23 protein-coding genes are annotated in these 20,721 nt (G+C 67.9%); 8 read left to right on the plus strand and 15 right to left on the minus strand.

The window, feature by feature from the left end; translation table 11 throughout:
- Window positions 1-13 precede the first annotated feature (13 nt).
- The 5 genes from H7F51_RS00680 to H7F51_RS00700 are packed head-to-tail and all read right to left on the minus strand — an operon-like array spanning window position 14 to window position 3,545.
- Window positions 14-502 (minus strand): DUF6644 family protein, encoded by a 489-nt coding sequence (locus H7F51_RS00680; RefSeq protein ID WP_185662282.1) that lies wholly within the window; start codon window positions 500-502, stop codon window positions 14-16.
- A gap of 13 nt (window positions 503-515) precedes the next feature.
- Window positions 516-989, minus strand: a complete 474-nt coding sequence (locus tag H7F51_RS00685) for a hypothetical protein (RefSeq protein WP_185662283.1) — start codon at window positions 987-989, stop codon at window positions 516-518.
- Window positions 990-1,010: 21 nt separating this feature from the next.
- On the minus strand, window positions 1,011-1,400 hold the full coding sequence (locus H7F51_RS00690; RefSeq protein WP_185662284.1) for a DUF6152 family protein: 390 nt from the start codon (window positions 1,398-1,400) through the stop codon (window positions 1,011-1,013).
- A 2-nt stretch (window positions 1,401-1,402) separates the two neighbouring features.
- Window positions 1,403-2,200 (minus strand): hypothetical protein, encoded by a 798-nt coding sequence (locus tag H7F51_RS00695; protein WP_185662285.1) that lies wholly within the window; start codon window positions 2,198-2,200, stop codon window positions 1,403-1,405.
- A gap of 10 nt (window positions 2,201-2,210) precedes the next feature.
- A complete protein-coding gene (locus H7F51_RS00700) occupies window positions 2,211-3,545 on the minus strand; it encodes an MFS transporter (RefSeq protein ID WP_185662286.1) in 1,335 nt (444 codons plus the stop codon).
- 142 nt (window positions 3,546-3,687) lie between these two features.
- On the opposite strand from H7F51_RS00700, the gene H7F51_RS00705 reads away from it, so the two are divergent.
- Entirely contained in the window at window positions 3,688-4,647 is a 960-nt protein-coding gene (locus tag H7F51_RS00705) for a fatty acid desaturase (RefSeq protein ID WP_185662287.1), read from the plus strand.
- Entirely contained in the window at window positions 4,644-5,456 is an 813-nt protein-coding gene (locus H7F51_RS00710; protein ID WP_185662288.1) for a PhnD/SsuA/transferrin family substrate-binding protein, read from the plus strand. Before H7F51_RS00705 ends, H7F51_RS00710 begins: the two co-directional genes overlap by 4 nt.
- A 7-nt stretch (window positions 5,457-5,463) precedes the next feature.
- On the opposite strand, the gene H7F51_RS00715 is transcribed toward H7F51_RS00710, so the two are convergent.
- The 10 genes from H7F51_RS00715 to ligK form a co-directional block, all read right to left on the minus strand.
- Window positions 5,464-7,836 carry a TonB-dependent receptor gene (locus H7F51_RS00715; protein ID WP_185662289.1) on the minus strand — a complete coding sequence of 791 codons (2,373 nt, stop codon included), beginning with the start codon at window positions 7,834-7,836 and terminating at the stop codon, window positions 5,464-5,466.
- Window positions 7,775-8,707, minus strand: a complete 933-nt coding sequence (locus tag H7F51_RS00720; protein ID WP_185662290.1) for a FecR family protein — start codon at window positions 8,705-8,707, stop codon at window positions 7,775-7,777. Before H7F51_RS00720 ends, H7F51_RS00715 begins: the two co-directional genes overlap by 62 nt.
- Window positions 8,700-9,254: an RNA polymerase sigma factor gene (locus tag H7F51_RS00725; protein WP_185662291.1), complete on the minus strand. Its 555-nt coding sequence runs from the start codon at window positions 9,252-9,254 to the stop codon at window positions 8,700-8,702. The genes H7F51_RS00720 and H7F51_RS00725 overlap by 8 nt, the downstream gene beginning before the upstream one ends.
- Window positions 9,247-10,089 (minus strand): ChbG/HpnK family deacetylase, encoded by an 843-nt coding sequence (locus H7F51_RS00730; protein ID WP_343061153.1) that lies wholly within the window; start codon window positions 10,087-10,089, stop codon window positions 9,247-9,249. Before H7F51_RS00730 ends, H7F51_RS00725 begins: the two co-directional genes overlap by 8 nt.
- 15 nt (window positions 10,090-10,104) lie before the next feature.
- Window positions 10,105-10,926 (minus strand): glycosyltransferase family 2 protein, encoded by an 822-nt coding sequence (locus H7F51_RS00735; RefSeq protein ID WP_221773933.1) that lies wholly within the window; start codon window positions 10,924-10,926, stop codon window positions 10,105-10,107.
- A gap of 192 nt (window positions 10,927-11,118) precedes the next feature.
- On the minus strand, window positions 11,119-11,958 hold the full coding sequence (locus H7F51_RS00740) for a class III extradiol dioxygenase family protein (protein ID WP_185662292.1): 840 nt from the start codon (window positions 11,956-11,958) through the stop codon (window positions 11,119-11,121).
- Complete coding sequence (locus H7F51_RS00745) at window positions 11,951-12,352, minus strand: protocatechuate 4,5-dioxygenase subunit alpha (RefSeq protein WP_185662293.1); 402 nt, start codon at window positions 12,350-12,352, stop codon at window positions 11,951-11,953. Before H7F51_RS00745 ends, H7F51_RS00740 begins: the two co-directional genes overlap by 8 nt.
- Window positions 12,353-12,589: 237 nt before the next feature.
- Window positions 12,590-13,465: an amidohydrolase family protein gene (locus H7F51_RS00750; protein WP_185662294.1), complete on the minus strand. Its 876-nt coding sequence runs from the start codon at window positions 13,463-13,465 to the stop codon at window positions 12,590-12,592.
- Window positions 13,462-14,532: a 4-oxalomesaconate tautomerase gene (locus H7F51_RS00755; protein WP_185662295.1), complete on the minus strand. Its 1,071-nt coding sequence runs from the start codon at window positions 14,530-14,532 to the stop codon at window positions 13,462-13,464. Before H7F51_RS00755 ends, H7F51_RS00750 begins: the two co-directional genes overlap by 4 nt.
- Window positions 14,525-15,199 (minus strand): 4-carboxy-4-hydroxy-2-oxoadipate aldolase/oxaloacetate decarboxylase, encoded by a 675-nt coding sequence (gene ligK, locus H7F51_RS00760; RefSeq protein ID WP_185662296.1) that lies wholly within the window; start codon window positions 15,197-15,199, stop codon window positions 14,525-14,527. The genes H7F51_RS00755 and ligK overlap by 8 nt, the downstream gene beginning before the upstream one ends.
- A gap of 113 nt (window positions 15,200-15,312) precedes the next feature.
- Between ligK and H7F51_RS00765 the strand changes: the two genes are divergently transcribed.
- From H7F51_RS00765 to H7F51_RS00790, 6 genes are all read left to right on the plus strand, one after another.
- Window positions 15,313-16,488: a LysR family transcriptional regulator gene (locus H7F51_RS00765; protein ID WP_185662297.1), complete on the plus strand. Its 1,176-nt coding sequence runs from the start codon at window positions 15,313-15,315 to the stop codon at window positions 16,486-16,488.
- Window positions 16,489-16,551: 63 nt separating this feature from the next.
- Entirely contained in the window at window positions 16,552-17,358 is an 807-nt protein-coding gene (locus tag H7F51_RS00770; protein ID WP_185662298.1) for an NAD(P)-dependent oxidoreductase, read from the plus strand.
- Window positions 17,355-18,377, plus strand: a complete 1,023-nt coding sequence (locus tag H7F51_RS00775) for an amidohydrolase family protein (protein ID WP_185662299.1) — start codon at window positions 17,355-17,357, stop codon at window positions 18,375-18,377. The genes H7F51_RS00770 and H7F51_RS00775 overlap by 4 nt, the downstream gene beginning before the upstream one ends.
- A complete protein-coding gene (locus H7F51_RS00780; RefSeq protein WP_185662528.1) occupies window positions 18,377-19,435 on the plus strand; it encodes an aromatic ring-hydroxylating oxygenase subunit alpha in 1,059 nt (352 codons plus the stop codon). Before H7F51_RS00775 ends, H7F51_RS00780 begins: the two co-directional genes overlap by 1 nt.
- A 10-nt stretch (window positions 19,436-19,445) precedes the next feature.
- The gene (gene ligA / locus H7F51_RS00785; protein ID WP_185662300.1) at window positions 19,446-19,853 is read left to right on the plus strand and encodes a protocatechuate 4,5-dioxygenase subunit alpha; all 408 of its coding nucleotides are present in this window, start codon (window positions 19,446-19,448) and stop codon (window positions 19,851-19,853) included.
- A 2-nt stretch (window positions 19,854-19,855) separates the two neighbouring features.
- On the plus strand, window positions 19,856-20,698 hold the full coding sequence (locus H7F51_RS00790; RefSeq protein WP_185662301.1) for a class III extradiol dioxygenase subunit beta: 843 nt from the start codon (window positions 19,856-19,858) through the stop codon (window positions 20,696-20,698).
- Window positions 20,699-20,721: the final 23 nt, after the last annotated feature.

Consider the following 20,721-nt stretch of genomic DNA (forward strand, 5'->3'; position numbering starts at 1 on the left):
CCTTGCATGCAGTTCAGACGAAGCCGATCCAGCGGCCGGTCACGACCACGCCGAGCCAAGCGCAGAGCGAAATCCCCGCGCTGGCGCGCAAGGCGCCCGGCAGGTTTTCGCCGCGCCGCGCACCGGGGCGGCCGGGGTGAGAGTTGAAGAAGGCCATGTTGACCCCGGCCAGCATCAGCAGCGCCATCTTGGCGAGGAACGGGATATTGGTGGCATAACGCGTCGCGGCGGAGGCGAACATGGCCATACCGGTTAGGAGCGCGAGGACGAAACCGCCCCAGGTCCAAGGCAGGACGGTGTTCTGGAGCGCCTCGTGACGGCCGGGAAACCGCAAAACGCCAAGCAGGGCGAGATCAAGCAGCAGGATCGAGCCGATCACCAGCGCGACACCGACCACGTGCGCGGTCTCGATCAGCGGAAAGGCCCAGTCTGAGCCGGCAATCGCCATGGCCGGAGCCGAGGCCTCGATCGTGGCAAACAAACCCGAAGGATCGGTAGGCATGGTCTTGCTCCCCTCAGGCCGCCGGCGGCGCGCCGAAATAGGCGATCAGCCGTCCGCACAGGATGATCGCCAGCCACAGCACCAGCCACAACGCAGCCACGAGGCGAGGCGGGGCGCTGCCGTGCTCGGCGGCTTCAAGGCGCCGCTCGATCCACCAGCTCGCGGCGAGGGCAACGACCAGCAGGACCATCTTGGCCTGGAACAGGCTATTAAGCAGCGTCCGTTCGGGGTCGCTCAACACGGTCAGCACGCCGGTCACCACGAGGAGGGCGACCGCGAGCCAGGTCCAGCGCAGCGCCTGCCCCACCGGGAACGCCCCTTCGCCGCGTCCCCCGGCAAGGGCCAGGGTCGCATGGGCGGCCGGAAACAGCAGCAGCCCGATGGCGACGATATGCAGCGCCTGGATCAGCGCCACGGCCCAGACCTGCTCCTGCAGAGCTTGCACGAAGGCGCTTCCGGCGAGGCCGGCGGCGAGGTGTTCCAGCATGTCAGTCCTCTCCGGCGAGACCTATTGCGCCTTGAGCTGGCGTCCGTCCGCCAGCTTGACCGACACCAGCTGGCCTGCCGCCGTGCCGTCGCGCATCGGGTGGTATTCGATCACCACCTTGTCGCCCGGCTTGAGCGTTTTGGCGTTCCAGCCCCCCGAACGCAGGCCTGAAAGCCCGTTCATCTCGAGCGAGAGATGGGGGAAGCTCTTGTGCGCGCCCTTGCCGCCCGGAACGTCAGCCTCGACCCAGCAATGCGGGTTGGCCCACTGGAACTGGGTGATCACGGCATTGACCGTGAAGGACTGCTTCTGGTCGAACATGGCGAAGGAGTGGTGAGCCAGCGCGGGCGCGGCGGCGGCGGCGAGCACGAGCGCGGCGGCGGCGCGCAGGCGCAGCGAAAGAATGGTCATGATTACTGTCCCTTGCTGGCGGGTGCTGCGGCCGGCGCGACGCCGATCACGGACTGGTCGGCCCCGGCGCCCTGGCGGTGGCGCTCGTTGGTGCAGTAATATTCCTGCATCTCGTAGTCCGGCTGCAGCGTGTGCAGGGCAGTGGCGGTGATTGGCTTGGTGAAAGCCTTGGGGTCGGTGATGGTCACGTTTACCTCGAGCGTCACCTTGTCCACCCGGCGGTAGCGCTCGACGATATGGGCCTGGTCGCTGTAAACTGCGCGCCCGTCGATGAACGGCTGGGCGCCGAGGCTGATCGTGTCGACGACCAGCGTATCGCCCTCCCAGTGGCCGACCGAATCCCCGTAGAACATCGGAAACAGGTCGTCGGTGGGGAGGTGGTCGCGGTAGAGCCGGATGCGGTGCAGGCCGCCGTTCTCCTTGCGCACGATCACCTCGCGGGCGGTCTGGAAGATCTCGACCGGGGGGCCGCCGCCGGTCATCATCCGGCCAAGGCCGGAAGGCAGGCAGTCCGCCCCGGCGGTCTGGACCGGACGGCCAGCCACCTCGTCATCGATCCGGCGGTCGTAGTCCTTCTGGAACTCGGGCGTGTAGGGATAGACGGTGTATTTCACGTCGCCGCGCTGCGCGGTCGGGCCGAACTGGCCGCCGCTCTTGCGCTTCCACACCCCTTCGAGGTTGTGATTGCCGGTGATGGCCGGAACGTCAGGCGCTGGCTCGGCAGCAAGCGGGGCGGTAGCGAGTGCGGCGATGGCAAAGGCCGAAAGGCCGGCCCACGCACGGTGGATCGGGCGGGTCATTACAGGCTCCCTATGGCGCTGCGGAAGAAAGAGGAGGCTCGCACGGGGCGAGGACGAACAGTGCGGGCAGGCTGAGCAAGGCAGCAGCGCTGACGTACCAGGCCGGGGCGAAAACCAGCCCGCGCCCGATCAGCCAGGTCAGGATGGTCGGGGCAAAACCGCCGAACAGCATGACTGCAAGATTGTAGCCGACCGAGGTGCCGCTGGCGCGCGAGCCGACCGGGAACAGTGCGGCCAGCGCCGAAGGGGCCGCGCCGTTGAACAGGCCGACCATCAGGCAGATCGCCGACTGGACGAGGGTCAGCGTAGCGAGGTCGGGGCTGGCGAGCGCGCCGCGCAGCAGGAAATGGGGGACCACTGCCAACATCACGGCGACCGCCGTGAGCAGCAGGCGGCGATCGATCCGGTCAGCCAGCCGCCCGCCGGCGAGACAGGCGAAGACCAGGACCACGCTGCCTGTCAGGCTTGCGGCGAAGGCGCTGCGCGGGCTGGCCTTGCCCACGGCCTGGACATAGATCGGGAAATAGATCGCCAGGGCATAGGACCCGGCGGTCCACAGCGTGGACAGTCCGGTCGCGGCGAGCAGGCGGCCCGGGCGCGCAAAGGCGGCGCGGGCGGCGGCGCTGAGCGAGGGGCGCGGCGCCGAGGCGGCGAGGGCGCTGAACTCGGGCGTCTCGCCGAGGGTGCGGCGCAGCCACAGGCCGACCGGGGCGATGAGAACGCCGATCAGGAAAGCCACGCGCCAGCCCCAAGCAGCCAGCTCCGCTGGGGCGAGCAGGCTGGTCAGGGCAAAGCCCACCAAGGAGCCGAGCACGTTGGACCCGGCCATGCTGGCCTGCAGCAGCGAGGCATAGAGCCCCCGCCGCCCCGGCGGCGCATGTTCGACCATGAAGGTCAGGGCTCCGCCCACTTCGCCCCCGGCGGAAAAACCCTGCAACGAACGCCCGGCAACCAGCAGCAGGGGCGCGCCGATCCCGATCGCGCTGGCCGGCGGGGCGAGGGCGATCACCAGCGTACCGGCGGCCATCAGCAGGATCGTCGCGGTCAGCGCGGCCTTGCGGCCATGACGGTCTGCATAGGCGCCCATCAGCACGGCGCCCGCCGGGCGGACGAGGAAGCCGAGGCCGAAGGTGAGAAATGCCTGGACCAGCGCCGTGGTCGCATCGGCGCCGGGGAAGAAGGCCTTGCCGATCAGGATCGCAAAATATGCATAAACTGTGAAGTCGTACCACTCGAGGAGATTGCCCGCCGCCGCCGCGAGCGCGGCGCGCAGACCCACCAGACCGGAACGGCGCTCGGCCCCGGCTTTTGGCATCGTCTGCTGGATTTCGGCGGTTTGAGCCATTTTTCCCTCATTTCAGGTGTCAGGCCGCTAGCGCAATTCCCCCAGGCAAGGCATTCCAATGACGTTATGTTACGACACAATGTTGTCAATCTAGGCGTGCAACAGGTAGCGCAGGTTTCGCGCCGGGTATAGGGAGCCGGTCATGGCCTACCGCCCCGTTCGCAAGGAATTGTCTCCCGCGCCGCCCGCACTCTCCCGCTGGTGGGAAAGGGCCGAAGTGCCGACGTGGCTGGTCTTCGCGGCGATCTATGGCGGGTGGATCCTGCTGATTGTAAACGCGAACCGCATTCCCTGGCCGCTTTTCAGCCTCGCCGGGGCCTGGCTGGTGACGTGGCACTTCTCGCTCCAGCATGAGGCAATCCACGGCTGGCTCAGCCTGCCGCGTTGGCTGCGCCATGCGCTGGTCTGGCCGCCGATCGGCGGCTGGCTGCCCTTCGAGCTCTATCGTCGCAGCCATTCCCAGCACCACCGCGATGTCGACCTGACCTATCCCGGCTTCGATACCGAGAGCGTCTATCACAAGCCGGAAGACTGGGCGCGCTACTCCCCGGCCTGGCGGGCCGTGCTGATGTTCAACCAGACCCTGCTCGGCCGCCTGCTGATCGGCCCTCTGCTGCGCCTGCGCAAGCTGGTGCTGATCGAGGGCGGGATGCTGGTGCGCGGCGATTTCCGCAATCTCGGGATCTGGCTGCGCTTTTTTGCTGGTCTGGCCGTGGTCCTGTGGTTCGTCTCGGGCGTGGGCCATGTTCCGGTCTGGAAGTATTACCTGCTGGTGGTCTATCCCGGCTTCAGCCTCGGCCTGCTGCGCGCCTTCATCGAGCATCGCTGGGGCGAGCACCCGGAAGAGCGCGTGGCGATCGTCGAGAGCAACTGGGTCTTCGGCCTGCTGTTCCTGTGGAACAACATCCATGTCGTGCACCACCTGCATCCCTCGCTGCCGTGGTTCCGCATTCCGGCGGCATGGCGCGGCGCGCGGGCCGAACTCCTCGCGCTGAATGGCCATTATCGCTTCGCCGGCTATGGCGAGATCGCGCGGGCCTGGCTGCTCCGCCCGGTCTTCGTGCCGGTCCATCCCGAGCCGCGCCCGGAGCAGGGGGCGTGACCGGGCGCATGGCTAGCCTGCCGATGTACAATTTTGCGGGCTTGCGCGCCGCCCACGCGGCCTTGTGGGACGTCCTGGCCGGCTACCTCGCGGGCGAGGGCATGGCGGACCTGCCCGCGGCGCTCGATTTCGCGGCCAAGCCGGTTCCCGACGCCATCGCGGCGGATGTGCTGCTGACCCAGACCTGCGGCTATCCGCTGCAGAAGGCCTATGTCGGCCAGTTCCGCCTCCTCGCCGTGGCCGACTACGACGCGCCCGGCTGCACCGATTTCACGCACCGCGCCTTCGTCCTCGTGCGCGCCGACGAACCGCGCGAGGGGGCGGAAAGTCTGCGCGGCGCGCGCTTCGGCTACAACAGCCTCCTCTCCAACTCGGGCATGAACCTGCCGCGCGCCCTGTTTGCCCCGCTCGCGCGCGATGGGCACTTCTTCGGCGAGGTGATCGAGACCGGCAGCCACCCGGCCTCCATCGCCGCGCTACGCGGCGGCGAGGTCGACGCCGTGTCGGTCGACTGCCTGACCTGGGCCTTTGCCAGCGAACATGATCCGGCGGCCGTCTCGGGCCTGCGGGTCCTGTGCGAAACCGGGCCGAGCCCGGCGATCCCCTTCGTCACCAGCGCGGCGACGTCAGGCGCCGATGCGGCGGCGCTGGTTCGCGCGCTGGTGCGCTTCGGGTCAGACCCGGCTCAGGCTGACCTCAGGCGCGCCTTGAAGATCAAGGCCGTGGCCCCGGCCCGGCCGGAGACCTATGCGGCCCTGCTCGGTATCGAGGAAGAAGCGGCGCGGCTGGGCTATCCCGTCCTCGCCTGAGCGCGGCTCAATAGGCGATGGTCATCCCGGCCGACAGCCGCCGGGGCGCCAGCGGGGCGAAGCCCTCGCGCCGATAGAGCAGTAGCGGATTCCCCAGCGCAAAGCGGTTGGCCTGGCTGTTGAGCACATTGTCGAGTGCGACCCACAGGCTGAGCCGCCCGCGCTGGGCGCTGGTGCGCAAGTCGAACTGCGCAAAGTCACCCTGGCTGAGATCGAGCACGGGGCCGGGACCGAGCACGGAACGGCCGACGTAGGCGGCCCGGCCCATGACCGACATGGCGTAGCCGCGTGGCCCCTGCCAGTCGTACCCGGCATGAAGCCGGGCCGAGAAGTCGGGCGTGTCCGGCAGGCGGCGATTGGGCAGGGGCGTCTGTCCGGCGAGGTCGCCCGAGAGCGAGTTGGCGGTGTAGAGCAGCGCGGCGCCGAGCCGCAGGCCGCCCGCGCTGCGCCATTCGGCGTTGCCTTCCACCGCCAGCAGGCGCGCGTCACCGATGTTCTCCGTCACCGGTGTGCCGCGCCGGGTGACCAGCTCTGCGAGAACCCGGCGCCAGTCGGCGTAGGAGACGACGAGCGAGCCAGCCAGCCCGTTCATCCCGGTCCGGTTGAGCCGCACCCCGGCCTCGCCCATCGAGATCGCATCGGGCATGAAGTCCGCCACCCGGCCGACCCCGCGCGCCACGGTCACCCCCCCGTTGCGGTATCCGGTCTGGTAACGGCCGATCAGCGACCATCGGCGGTCCAGCCGGTAGAGGAGCGCGATGGTCGGGTCGAAGTGCGCCGCCGTCTCGCCGCGCACGAAGGAGACTATGGTCCCGCGCGCCGGTTCGCTGTCGGTCCGCGCGACGGTGTAGCGCAGGCCCAGCGTGGCATCGAACTTGCGCCCGATCGGAATGCGGCCCTGGACGAAGACCGAGGCGCTGCGGGTGTCGTTGGTCACCTCGTCGATCGAAGGCGCGCCGTCCGGGCTGCCGAAGGTGCGCGATTGGCCGTCGGTGATGCGTTGCAGGTTGACCGCGACGACCCAGCTCAGCCCGGTCCGGGCCGTGCGCGAAAGCCGTGTCTCGCTGGTAATCACGCTCGACGAACGGTCAATGTCGTAGACCGAAGCGCCCGAGCCCGTGACGTCGAAGGTCGCGTCGAACCGATCGTTGGAGGTGCGGTGGCCGAGGCTGAGCACCGAGGCGAGTTCGATGCCGCTGTCCCAGCGCTGGCGCACCGATAGCCGCCCCACGGCGACATCGCTGCGGTAGGGTTGGGGCCGGGCCGGGTTGCGGACAAGGGGGCGCTGACCATCGGCGAACTGGGCATCGGCGGCGCGGGTCGACTGGTAGAGCCCCCCGACATCGACCCTGAGGCCTGAGGGGAGGTCGAGCGCAAAGGTTGCGCGCCCGCCGCTCACGTCGATCCGGTTGACGTCCTTGCCCAGCACCGGGTCGTCGATATAGCCGCCCTGTCGCTCGTTATAGCCGACGAGGCGCAGCCCGGCCGTGCCCCGCGCGATCGGCAGGTTGGCTGCGCCGCCCACCTTCCAGCCAGGTTGTCCGCCGCTCTGCACCGAACCTTCGGCCGTGGCCATGCCGCCGAAGTTTTCGAGGTCAACCGGATTGGGCGTTACCCGGATCACCCCGCCGATCGATCCCGCGCCGTAAAGCGTGCCCTGCGGCCCCTCCAGCACCTCGATCGAGGCGATGTCGTAGAGCCGCACGTTGGGGTTGGGACTGCCGAATGAAACCGGCACGTCGTCGACGTAGATCGCGGTGGTCGGCTTGGCCGCTCCGTTGAAGCTGCTGTCGGCAATCCCGCGGATGAAGAACTTGTCGCGGCCGTCTCCGAAGGCGGTGGCGAAGACCACCGGCGACAGCCGCGCGAGATCGCCGAGCTGGGCCGTCTCGGGCAACCTGGCCCCGCTTTCGGCCGGAATGCGCAGCACGCTGCCGGGATAGTCGGCCAGCGGAGTGGGGAAGCGCCCGGCAATGACGGTGATCGCATCGTCATCCACCCTGGGCGGGGCATGGCGCGGCGCCCGTTCCGGCCGGACGCGGGCAGCCCGTTCGATCCGGAAAGCATGGGGCCCGGCGGCCACGGCCCGGTAACCCGTTCCGCGCAGCAAAATGCGCAGCGCGGCGGCCGGATCTGCGGGAAGCGCCCGCCCGCCGGTCCGCACCGTGCTCAGCCCCGGTTCGAGCGAAACGATTTCCACGCCGCCCGCGCGGGCGATCGTACTGATTGCTGCGGATAGCGGACCAGCTTCGATCCGGATCGGGGGTGGGACCGCCTCGCGCGCGGCCAGCGGCTGCGCGAACAGCCCCAGCGCCAGGCTAGCGACTACGCCCTTCGCTGATGACCCAGTTATCCCCATCGCGGCGATATTGCGCTCCAATCAATCCGGCGAAATGCGCAACATCTTCAGACTCGTTGCCACCCAGGCGGATATTGCCGGTGAAGGGGCGCGCCGACAATCCTTCCGATAAAGAGATTTTTGTCCCGAAACGGCGCCTTATCGCCTCGGCGACGTCGCTCAGCGGCGTATCGGCGAAAGCGAACTGGCCGTTGACCCAGCCGCCGGCATTGGCCGCCGAGCGCTTGACCACGAGCCCGTGTGCGCGGTCGAGCGTCATCCCCTCGCCGGCGTGCAGGGTGAGATTGGCCCCGCCCGGATCGAACTCGACCGACCCCTCGCTGACGTCGATCCGCAGGTTGCGGTCGCTCAGCTGGACGTTGAACACCGTGCCGAGATCGCGGATCTTGTAGCCGCCGGCCTCGACGGTGAATTCCTGCGGCAGGTGCCGCACGCGGAACATCGCCTCACCGTTTTCGAGCTTCATCGCGCGCGGGTTGGACTGGTCGAGCGCCAGCGCGCTGTCGCCGTTCAGCTCGACCCGGGTGCCGTCGGCAAAGGCAAGCTGCTTGATCGTGCCGGGGGCGGTGCGCTCCAGCTGCAGGCTGGATGCGCCGGGCCACAGGGTCCAGCCGCCGACCAACGCGATAGAGGCGGCGATCGCCCCGGTCAGCCAGCGCCGCCGGGCCGGGTTGTAGCGCGTGGGCGCGGCGGCCACGCCGGCGGCGGCGCCCAGTGCGGGCGCTGCCTCGCCCAGTACCGCGTCCGCCTCGGCCAGCCGTTCATAGGCATCGCGGTGCGCGGACGAGCTTTCCAGCCACTCGATGAAAGTCGGCCACTCGTGGCCCGGAAGTTCAGGCAATCGCAGGTGCCAGGCGATGGCCTGGTCGGCGATGAGGGAGGCTTCAGCCATTGGACTTGCTCCTGTCGCCGGGGGTGGCCCGGCGCTCCGGCAGCGAGGCCGGGTGATCGTTTCTGAATTCGACGAGTTGACGATAGGCGCGGGCGAGGAGCTTCTCGACGCCCGAGAGCGACATGCCGAGGATGTCGGCAATGGCGCGCTGCGAGCGGCCCTCGACCCGGAACAGGACCAGTGCCTGGCGCATGTGCACCGGCATCGAGGCCAGCAATGCCTCAAGCCGTGCGAGTTCGCTGGCGGAGATGAGCCGCCGCTCCTGATCGGGAACCTCGTGCCCGACCGGCTGGAGCGAGGTCCACGCATCCTCGCGCACGAGGCGGCGCTGCCCGGCGATGCGCCGGTCGGTCGCAAGGTTGGTGGCCATGCGCATCAGGTATGACAGGGGATCGGCCACCGGGCCGATGCGCGACTGTTCGATCCGCACCCACATGTCCTGCAGGACCTCGTCGGCCTCGTCCGCACCGATGCCGCGCGCCAGCAGGAGCCGCCGCACCATCGCCCGGTTGGCGAGGAAGATGGCGGCAATGCCGGCCTCAGGCATGGCATGGCTCCGGCCAGCTATCGGGGCCCAGCGAGCGCAGCCGGAATTCGAGCGGCAGTTCCCCGATCACGTCAGCCTCCGTTTGGCGCGCGGCGGCCAGGGTGTCACCCTCCGCCTCTCCGGCGCCGGGGTGGCACATTACCAGATGCGCGCCCGAACCATAGCGCAGGAAAGTTCCAAGCTGGTTACGATAGGGGCCGGAAAAATCGTAGTGGCCCGCAAAGCTGCGGTTGGCGCGCAGCCCGGCGCGGCGAAGCTGGCTGCGGAAGCCCAACGAATGGATCGCCGAGCCGATCGCCTTGCCGCGCCACGGGCGCAGCAGCATGGCGGGGAGGCTGTCCTCCGGCACTCGCACCCAGGCTTCCGGGGCATGGCGCCGGGTGGCGTCGATCACCGCCTTGCGAATGCCGGGGTAGAGATGGACGTGCTGGTGGGCATCGACGAAGTCCGGGGCCATGCCGCGGGCGGCGACGAAGGCGTCGAACTGGCGGTCGATCTCGGCGACGACCTCGTCCATGTCGACCTTGCCGAGCAGGGTCAGGACCAGCATCCGGTCCGGCCCCGGCAGTTTGCCATCGGGCAGGGTGCAGCTCATCGGCCCGAGCGGGCGTTCGCTGGCAAGGACGAGATGAAGGCCGACCTGGACGCGGCCGGCCGAGCCGCAGTCGACCTTCTCGATCCCGTCGAGCAGGCGGGCATCCTCTGCCCAGCGCGGCATGGCGGCCATGCAGCTGATCGCGTTGATGCAGCGGCCGCGGGCGAGGCGGGCGATCGCCTCGCTCACGCCCTGCGACATGGCGAAATCGTCAGCGCAGAGGATGACGGGGGGGAGCACGGCGGAGGCCACGGCTCAGGCAGCTTTCGCCCGGCGCAGCATTTCGCTCGGCAGCGCGCGGGCGCGCAGGCGCGGGGCCAGTTCGTCATGGAAGAACGACAGGCGGCCCTTGGCGCCTGCGAGGTGGTAGCGGATCTGTTCGGCGAGGGTCCACCCGGTGCAGTTCACGCTGCGCGGGCGCTGCGCGGGGTGGCAGATGAAGCCGGGGTGATAGACGATGCGGCCGTGCCGCTCGACGCGAGCCATGATCTCGTGATCCTCCAGAACCCAGTTCCAGATCGCCGGGTCGAACCCGCCGCAAGCCTTGAGCGCCGTGGTGCGGAAGACTTGGCTGGCCCCGCCGTTGAGGCACTGCTGGCGCAGGATGGCGCCGGTCAGGGCCATGCGCCAGCCGGCCTTGCGCTTGGACATGGGCGAGGCGCCGGCCGCCGTGTTGGCGGCGATCGCGGCGGCCACGCCCTCGCGTTCGAGCAGGCGCCCGGCCAGCTCGAGGTAGCGCGGCGGATAGTAGGTATCGGCGTCGCAGGTGGCGACATAGCGGCTGGTGACCGCGCGCAGGCCGCACTGGAGCGCGGCGACCTTGCCCGGCCGGCTTTCGTGCAGGTGGATCGCCTCGACCCCGAAATCGGCACAGGCCTGGCGGGCAACGGGGCCGCTGCCGTCTGTCGATGCATTGTCGACCAGTATCAGCAGCGGCCTTACCGCCTGCGCGGCGAGGCTGGCGATGGTGCCCCGAAGAAACTCCCTCTCATTGAAGTAGGGAATGATCACCGTCCAATCGCCATCGGCCGAAGGCCACGCAGAAACCCCCTGTTTCTTTTCCGATCCGTAAAGCATGGCCGTTTCCTCTAATCTCACGAGGAAGACGACATCGTTCGGGCCAAACCACCCGGACCGCGCGAATTTTTTTAAGAGTGATTTGCAAGGCCGCTGCAACGGGACTGCAACGGCCTTGCACGGACATCGCTGGCGCGAAAAAGGGCGCGAGGGTCTTGCTCCCCCGCGCCCTTGCCGGGTCCGGTCGCTGCCTCAGGCCGGATCGAGCAACATCGTTGCCGCCGCCGTGTTGGAAATCGGCAGGTGATAGTTGCGATGGATCTCCCTTGCCCCGGCTCCGAGCGCGCCGCGCGCGGCGATCCAGTTGAGGATTTCCACCCCTTGGGTTCCGGCGAGGCGGACGATTTCGTGGACGTCGTGCTTCGTGAGGGCGTCGGGGTCGCTGGCGAGGTGGTCCATGCAGAAGCGGTCGTAGTCGGAGTTCATGAAGCCGGCGCGTTCGCCGTCAAGCTGGTGGGACAGGCCGCCGGTGCCGATCACCACGATGCGCTCGTCCGCGCCCCATGAGGCAAGCGCGCGGTGGACGGAGCGGCCGAAGGCGAGGGCGCGCTTGGCCGAGGGCAGGGGGTGCTGCACCGTGTTGATGTGAAGCGGGACCAGCTTGACCGGCCATTCGTCCACCCCCGGCCAGGCCAGCTCGAACGGGATCGAGAGGGCATGGTCGACCAGCATGGTCTGGCAGGTGGTGATGTCGAACTCATCGTCCACCAGTTGCTCGATGATGTGCCACGACAGGCCCGGATCGCCCTTGAACGGCTTGTAGAGCGGCAGGCCCCAGCCTTCGTCGGCGTTCTGGTATTCGTGCGCGGCGCCGACCGCGAAAGTCGGCATCTTGTCGAGGAAGAAGTTGAGGCCGTGGTCGTTGTTGAACACGACCGCGACCGTGGGCTTCACTTCGGCGAGCCATTCGTGGACCTTGGGGAAGCCATCGAAGAACGGCTTCCAGTAAGGCTCCTGCTGGATGCCCTTGTGGATTGCGCCGCCGATTGCGGGGACGTGGCTGGTGAAATAGGCGCCGACGATCTCAGCCATGGGTCATCTCCCGGTGGGCGGTTTCATAGGTTTCGCCGCGCCCTTGCGCGGCCAGCATTTCGTTGAAGGCAGCGAGGCTGGCGCCGGTCTGCATCGAGCCGACGTCCTGTACGTTGAGGCCGAAGATCCCGGCGAGCTTGGCGAGGTAGTAGATGTTGTCGCCGGCCCTGATCATCCCGATCACGTCGCGCGCGGCGACCGCGGCGCGCTGCTCGGCGGTGAGGTGGTACTTCGCGCAGTAAGCCTCCTCGTCGGCGAGGAAGGCGGCGCGGTTGGCGGCGTCGTTGAACGAGTAGCACATCGCGTTGAGGGCAAGGCCCTTCGCGGCGGCTTCTCCATCGAACAGGTGTGTGCCGGGTATCGGTTGCTTGGGCGGTGCGACCATGGCCTTCATGCTCCTCCGTTATGACGGGGGCAGTGATGGCGCAGTTGGACAATTCGTATCTTGATGTGAGTCAAAACCGCAGGTTCTGGGGGTTTTGATCGTATACAATCCTATGGGTATCGCGAAAAACTTATGGGTTGTGATGCCTTGGAAACGTGAGGCCGCAAGGCCCACCCCCAGCCCCTCCCGCCTGCGGGAGGGGAGCGAGGTTTGCGTTGGGCGCGGGGCCTGCCCGCGCCCGCCGGATCAGAGTTCTTCGGGCCAGTAGAGCCGCATCGGGTTGGTCACGAGCAGCTTCTGCTGAAGTTCGGCCGTGGCGGCGATGCGGGGGATCATGTCGACCAGATGCCCGTCGTCGGGAATGTTGGTTTCCATGTTGGGGTGCGGCCAGTCGGTCCCCCAGATCACGCGGTCCTGATAATCGGCCACTAGCGGGGCGACGGCATCGGCGAAGGCGTTCCACGGATCGCCTGCGGGGTCGAGCCGGTCGGGGCAGGTGGCCTTGAACCAGATGTCATCCCGGCTATCGAGCAAGGCGCGGAAGGCCTTCATGTCGGCGCCGTCCGGACCTTGGGTGACGTCGGGGCGGCCCATGTGATCGACCACCACGGGAACCGGCAGGGCATCGATGAAGGGGCGCAGTTCCGCGAGGATGTCGGCCTCGAAATAGATCACGATGTGCCAGCCCTTGGGCAGGCGCGCGGCCACTTCGAGGAACTTGTCCTTGGGCGCATCGTCCACCAGCCGCTTCAGGAAATTGAAGCGGATGCCGCGCATCCCGCCTTCGTGCAGCACGGCCAATTCGGCCTCGGAAATCGCCGGATCGACCACGGCGACGCCGCGCGCCTTGCCGTTCGACCTGGCGATGCCGTTCAGCGTGGCGGCATTGTTGGTGCCGTGGCAGCTGGCCTGGACGATGACGTTGCGGGCAAAGCCGAGCTGGTCGCGCAGGGCGAACAGCATGTCCGGCCCGGCATCTTCGGGCAGGTACTTGGCCTTGGGGCTGAAGGGGAATTCGGCCATCGGGCCGAACACGTGGCAGTGCGCGTCCACCGCCCCGGCGGGCGGGGTGTAGCGCGGCTTGCTCGGGCTGGCATGCCAGCTGACGATACGGTCGGTCATCCGAACACAACTCCATCCATCAGCTTGCGCGCGGTGCGCAGCAGGGCGGCGGTCTGAACGTCGCCCGCCTCGTTTACCTCAAGCACGCAGCTCATCTCGCCGGTCGGGTGTTCGACCGAGAGGGTCTTGCGATTGCCTGCGGGAATTTCGGCCACCTCGGCGGCGGGCGAACCCGGGATGAGGCAGGCCGTGGCCACAGAGACCGCGCCGAGCACGCCGATCGTGGCATGGGCGCGGTGCGGGATGAACGAGCGCACGGTGACCGCGCCGCCGTTTTTCGGAGGGGCGACCAGCATCATCTTGGGGACCGACTTTTCCTTGACGTCGCCAAGGTTCATCATCGGGCCGACGATCAGGCGGATTGCCTCGATCCTGGCCTTCAGCTCGGTCGCATTGTCGAGCCAGTCCCGGTCCTCGTAGCCGGTGATGCCGACATCCTCGGCCTTCATCACCACGCAGGGCATGCCGTTGTCGATCAGGGTGACGGGAACGCCATTGATCACGTCGACCGCATTGCCGCTGGGGAGCAGGGCGCCGCAGGACGAGCCGGCCGTGTCGCGAAATTCGAGGGGGATCGCGGCATGGCTGCCGGGAACGCCGTCGATCTTCGCTTCGCCGGTATAGGTGACTTTCCCGCCGGGCGTGGCGATGGTGGCGACGGCGACCTGCTGGGTGTTTTCCATGAAGATCGCGACGCGGGTTTCATCGCCGGCGGCTTCGACCAGCCCACGCTCCAGCGCGAAGGGGCCGACCCCGGCGAGGATGTTGCCGCAGTTCTGCGCGTCGGTGACGATCGCCTGATCGACGAAGACCTGCAGGAACAGGTAATCGACGTCGATCCCCTCGCGCGTCGACTTCGAGACGACCGCGACCTTGCTGGTCAGCGGATCGGCCGCGCCCATGCCATCGATCTGCAGCGGATCGGGCGAGCCCATCACGCCGAGCAGGAAGGCATCGCGGAGCTTGGGATCGGCGGGCAGGTCGTCCTTGAGGAAATAGCCGCCCTTGGACGTGCCGCCGCGCATCCACAGGCAGGGCGCGGACAGGCCGGTGAGCCGGTCAGACATATTTCAGGCCTTCCTTCTCCAGACGTTCGCGCATCTTGTACATGTCGAGGCCGAGGACGCCAGCGGCGAGCTTGGCGCGCTTTTCGCCCTCGTTCGCTTCGCGGGCCTGAGCCGCCTTGAGCACTTCGGCCGCCTTTTCGCGGGGGACGACGCAGACGCCGTCATCATCGGCCACGATCACGTCGCCGGGATTGACGAGCGCGCCGGCGCAGATGACCGGGACGTTGACCGAGCCGATGGTGTTCTTGACCGTGCCCTGCGCGAAGACCGCCTTCGACCAGACCGGGAACTGCATCTCGGTCAGGTCACGCACGTCGCGCACCCCCGCGTCGATGACGAGGCCGCGGCAGCCGCGCGCCTGGGCCGAAGTGGCGAGGAGGTCGCCGAAGTAGCCGTCCTCGCAAGGGGAGGTGGGGGCGAGGAGCAGGATGTCGCCCTCCTTGAGCTGTTCGATGGCGACGTGGACCATCCAGTTGTCACCCGGAGGGGCGCTGATCGTCACCGCGGAACCAGCCGTGCGGGCGCCGGAATAGATCGGGCGCATGTAGCTGGCGAGCAGGCCGGTGCGGCCCTGCGCCTCGTGCACCGTGGCGACGCCGCAGGCGGCGAGGCCGTCGATCACTTCGGCCGGAGCCCGTTCGATGTTCTGCACCACTACTCCGGACATGGCTTTGTCATCCTCAATTGCTGGCAATTCTGGCCGGGTGGGATGGAACCGGGGCGCGGCAAGTGCCAATGCGAAGGTGGCGACGGGCATAATTTCTTGCTAACCGTCAACGGATGAATGCCCTGTCCGCCTATGAGCGCCAGCCCAATGTGCGCCACCTTGCCGCTTTCGTCGCCACGGTGCGCCACGGCAGCGTGACCCGGGCCAGCCGGGCGGTGAACCTGACCCAGCCGGCGCTGACCCAGGCAATCGCGCGGCTGGAGACGGACCTGGGCTGCACCCTGTTCGAGCGCGGGGCCGGGGGGATGACCCCGACCGAGCCCGCGCAGTTGCTGGCCCCGCGGGTGGAGGCGGCGCTGGAGCTGATCGGATCGCCGCGGGTGACGGGCACGCAATTGCGCGCCTTTCTCGCCGTGGCGCGGGCCGGCTCCTATGCCGGGGCGAGCAAGGTTACCGGGCTGACCTCGGCCTCGCTCCACCGGGCAGTGGCCGACCTTTCGGTGGCGCTGCGGCAAGCGCTGGTCGAGCGGCGCGGGCGCTCGGTTCTGCTGACCCCGGCGGGGGAGCGGCGGGCGCGGGCCTTTGGCCTTGCCATTGCCGAATTGCGCGCTGGTTTTGCCGAGGTTTCGGGCTGGATGGGGCGGATCGGCGGGCGGATCGTGGTCGGGGCCATGCCGCTCTCGCGCGCCAAGTGGCTGCCCGATGCCCTGCTGCGTTTCACCGCGATCCATCCGGGCGTGGCGGTCTCGGTGGTCGAGGGCAGCTATGGCGAGCTGGTCGGGCCGCTGCGCGACGGGGAGATCGACCTCGTGCTGGGGGCATTGCGCGATCCCTCGCTGATCACCGATCTCGTGCAGGAGCGGATCTTCGACGACCGGCCGGTCTTGATGATGCGTGCCGGGCATCCGCTGGCGGCGGACGGGCGCGCGCCGGACGGCTTTGCCCTGCTCGACTATCCGTGGATCATGCCCTCGCGTGATACGCCGCTCAGGATCTACTGGGAAAACATGATGCGCAGCGCCGGGGCCGAGCCGCCGCCGGTTCATATCGAATGCGGCTCGGTGCTGACCGTGCGCCAGTTGCTGCTGGGGAGCGATGCGCTGACCATGCTCTCGGCCCCGCAGATGGCGGTGGAGCTGGAGGCGGGGCTGATCGTCTATCGCCCGCCGCCGGAACCGGTGGTGCGCCCGATCGGCATGCTGACCCGCGTGGGGTGGCGTCCGACCGAGCTGCAGGCCGATTTCATCGCCGAGCTGAAGAATCCCGCCGGGCTGATGAACTTCGTATAATTTTATTGGCGGCGCGGGCATTTCATTGGCCTCGGCCGCGCCCCGTGGGCAGGGAATGGCGCCATGGAGAGTCAAATTGCCCTGATCGGCTTCGGCGAAGCCGCGTCGACGTTCGCCCGTGCGGCCGGTTGGGCCGGGCGCGCCGCTTCGTTCGACATCAATCCGGCGCGCAGTGCCGTGATGGCGGAACTGGGCGTCCATGCCGCCGAGGGGCGGCAGGCGGCGCTGGGCAGCGCGGGGCTGGTGCTCTCGCTGGTCACGGCCGACGAGGCGGTGAACGCGGCCCGGCAGTGCGCTGGCCTGCTGGCCGGTGGCGCGATCTGGTGTGACATGAATTCGGTCGCCCCGGATACCAAGCGCGAGGCGGCGGCGCTGATCGAGGCGGCGGGCGGCCGCTATGTCGACGTGGCCGTGCTGGCCCCGGTCGATCCGGCGCGGCTGGCCGTGCCGCTGCTTCTGGCGGGTGCGCATGCGGCCGAGGCCGAGAGTTTGCTCAATGCGGCGGGCTTCGCCAATACCCGCGTGGTGGGCGACGAGATCGGGCGGGCCAGCGCGATCAAGATGATCCGCTCGGTCATGGTCAAAGGCATGGAAGCGCTGACCGCCGAGATGATGCTGGCGGCCGAGGCGGCGGGGGTGACCGACGAGGTGCTCGCCTCGCTCGACGCCAGCGAGAAGCCGAAGCCGTGGGGCGACAAGGCGGACTACAATATCGAACGGATGACCACGCACGGCCTGCGCCGGGCGGCGGAAATGGAAGAATCGTGCAAGACCCTGCGCTCGCTCGGGGTCGATCCGGTGATGACCGAGGGCACCGTCGTGCGCCAGCGCGCCATGGCGGGCCAGACTTTCCAGAGGAGAACCGCGTGAGCCTGATCATCGACTGCCACGGGCACTATACCGTCCTGCCCAAGGGGCATGATTCCTGGCGTGAGGCGCAGGTCGCCGCCTTCAAGGCGGGCGAGGCTGCGCCGGCCTATCCGGAAATCTCGGACGACGAGATCCGCGAGACGATCGAGGCCAACCAGCTGCGCCTGATCAAGGAACGCGGCGCGGACCTGACGATCTTCTCTCCCCGCGCCAGCGCCATGGCCCCGCACGTGGGTGACCAGTCGGTCGCCGTGCCGTGGGCGCGCGCCTGCAACGACCTGATCGCGCGGGTCGTCGCGCTCTATCCGGAAACCTTCGTCGGCGTCTGCATGCTGCCGCAGTCGCCCGAGGCGGACCTGACCAACTCGATCGCCGAGCTGGAACGCTGCGTCGACATGGGCTTCATCGGCTGCAACCTCAATCCCGATCCGGGCGGCGGCCACTTCAAGCACCCGCCGCTGACCGACCCGTACTGGTTCCCCTTCTACGAGAAGATGTGCGAGCTGGACGTGCCGGCGATGATCCACGTCTCGGGCAGCTGCAACCCGGCGATGCACGCCACCGGCGGTTACTACATCGCGGCCGACACCGTGGCCTTCATGCAGCTGCTTGAAGGCGACCTGTTCAGCCGCTTCCCGACCCTGCGTTTCATCATTCCGCACGGCGGCGGGGCCGTGCCCTATCACTGGGGCCGCTACCGCGGGCTGGCCGACATGCTCAAGAAGCCGGCGCTCGACACGCACCTGATGAACAACGTGTTCTTCGACACCTGCGTCTATCACCAGCCGGGCGTGAACCTGCTGGCCGACGTGATCGAAAACAAGAACATCCTGTTCGGCTCGGAAATGGTCGGCGCGGTGCGCGGTATCGACCCGACCACGGGCTTCTATTTCGATGACACCAAGCGCTATGTCGACGCGCTCGACATCTCGGACGCCGAGCGCCACGCGATCTTCGAGGGCAATGCCCGCAAGGTCTTCCCGCGCCTCGACGCCAAGCTGAAGCAGCGCGGTTTGTGATGGTGACGAGCACCACCTGGCTCACCGACGCCTGGTATGTTGCCGGGTGGGACGCCGAGATCGACAGCGCGCCGCTGGCGCGCACGATCTGCGGCGTGCCGGTGGTGCTCTATCGCAAGCTCGACCGATCGGTCGTCGCCCTGCGCGATGCCTGTCCGCACCGGCTGTTGCCGCTGTCGATGGGCATCCGCGAGGGGGATTCGCTGCGCTGCAAGTATCACGGCCTCAAGCTGGGGCCCGACGGCGTGGCCGAGGAAATGCCGCTCAAGACCGATCCGGTGAACCGCCGGATCTGCACCGAAAGCTTCGTGGTCCATGAACGGCACCGCTTCGTGTGGATCTGGATCGGCGACAAGGCCAAGGCCGACCCGGCGCTGATCCCGGACCTGTGGCCGTGCAGCGATCCGGGCTGGGTGTTCGACGGCGGCTACTACCATGTCGGCTGCGACTACCGCCTGATGATCGACAACCTGATGGACCTGACGCACGAAACGCATGTGCATTCGGGGTCGATCGGCCAGCCCGAGATCCTGGAAGCGCCGATCGAGACCCGCGTGGACGGAGCCGAGGTCGTGGTCGAGCGGTGGATGCCGGGGATCGACGCGCCGCCGTTCTGGCGCGCCGCGCTGGGGCAGCCGGGGCTGGTCGACCGCTGGCAGATCTGCCGCTTCGCGCTGCCCGCCTCGGTGATGATCGACGTGGGGGTTGCCCCGGTCGAGGCCGGGGCCACGCTGGAAAGCCATGACCAGGGCGTGCGCGGCATGGTGATCGACTTCATGACCCCGGAGAGCGAGACCAGCCACCACTACTTCTGGGGCATGGCCCGCAATTTCGCACTGGACGATCCCGGCTTCACCGCGCGCTTCAAGCGCCAACAGGGCGGGGTCTTTGCCGAGGACAAGGTGATCCTCGAGGCCCAGCAGCAGGCGATCCTCGCCAACCCCGACCTCAAGCTTTCCGCCTACCGGATCGACGAGGGCGGCACCCGTTCGCGTCAGGCGATCACCCGCGCCATCCGTGCCGGGCAGGCCGAACCGGCGCTCACCCCCGCAACCTGAGAGCGATGTCATGAACAGCCCGGACGTTCACGAATATACCGCCGACTTCGACGATATTCCCGGCACGCGGGTCTATACCGCGGCGCGCGCCCGGCAGGGCTATCACCTCAACCAGTTCGCCATGAGCCTGATGAAGGCCGAGAACCGCGAGCGGTGGAAGGCGAACGAGCGCGCGTATATCGACGAGTGGCCGATGACCGAGGAGCAGAAGCAGGCCGTGCTCGACCGGGATTACAACCGGATGCTCGACCTTGGCGGCAACATCTATTTCCTCGCCAAGGTGTTCTCCACCGACGGGCTGAGCTTCCTTCAGGCAGTCAGCACGATGACCGGGATGAGCGTGGAGGAATACCAGGCGATGATGAACGCCGGCGGCCGCTCGCCCGAAGGCGTCCGGTCCATTAGAGAGGCACGCTGAACATGGCACGGATTACCGCAGGCGTGGCATCGAGCCACGTGCCGCTGCTGGGCGTTGCCCACGACATGGGCAAGGACAAGGACGACTACTTCGGGCCGATCTTCGCGGGCTACGACTGGACGCGCGAGTGGGAAAAGCAGGAGAAGCCCGACGTGGTCCTGCTGGTCTATAACGACCATGCCTCGGCCTTTGATGCCAACATCATCCCGACCTTTGCGATCGGCACGGGCGAACGCTATCGGCCGGCCGACGAGGGCTGGGGGCCGCGCAAGGTGCCCGACGTGATCGGCCACCCGGATCTTGCCTGGCACATCGCCCAGAGCCTGATCCTCGACGATTTCGACATGACCATCATCAACGAGATGGACGTCGACCACGGCCTGACCGTGCCGCTGTCGATGATGTTCGGCCACACCGACGCATGGCCGTGCAAGGTCATCCCGCTCGCGGTCAACGTCGTGACTTACCCGGTGCCCTCGGGCAACCGCTGCTGGCTGCTGGGCGAGGCGATCCGCCGCGCGATCCAGTCGTTCCCTGAAGACCTCAACGTGCAGGTCTGGGGCACGGGCGGGATGAGCCACCAGCTGCAGGGGCCGCGCGCCGGGCTGATCAATGCCGAGTGGGACAACATGTTTCTCGACAAGATGATCGGCACGACTGACGAACTGCGCCATATCCCCCACATCGAATACCTGCGCGAGACCGGTTCCGAAGGGATCGAGATGGTGATGTGGCTGATCATGCGCGGCGCGCTTGGCAAGGAAACCCGCTGCCTGCACCGGCACTATCACGTGCCCTGCAGCAACACCGCGATCGGGCACCTCGTGCTTGAACCGGTGGAATGACGCGCAGCGCGACAAGTTAAAAA

It is taken from the genome of Novosphingobium flavum, from assembly GCF_014230315.1.
GTDB lineage: Bacteria > Pseudomonadota > Alphaproteobacteria > Sphingomonadales > Sphingomonadaceae > Novosphingobium > Novosphingobium flavum.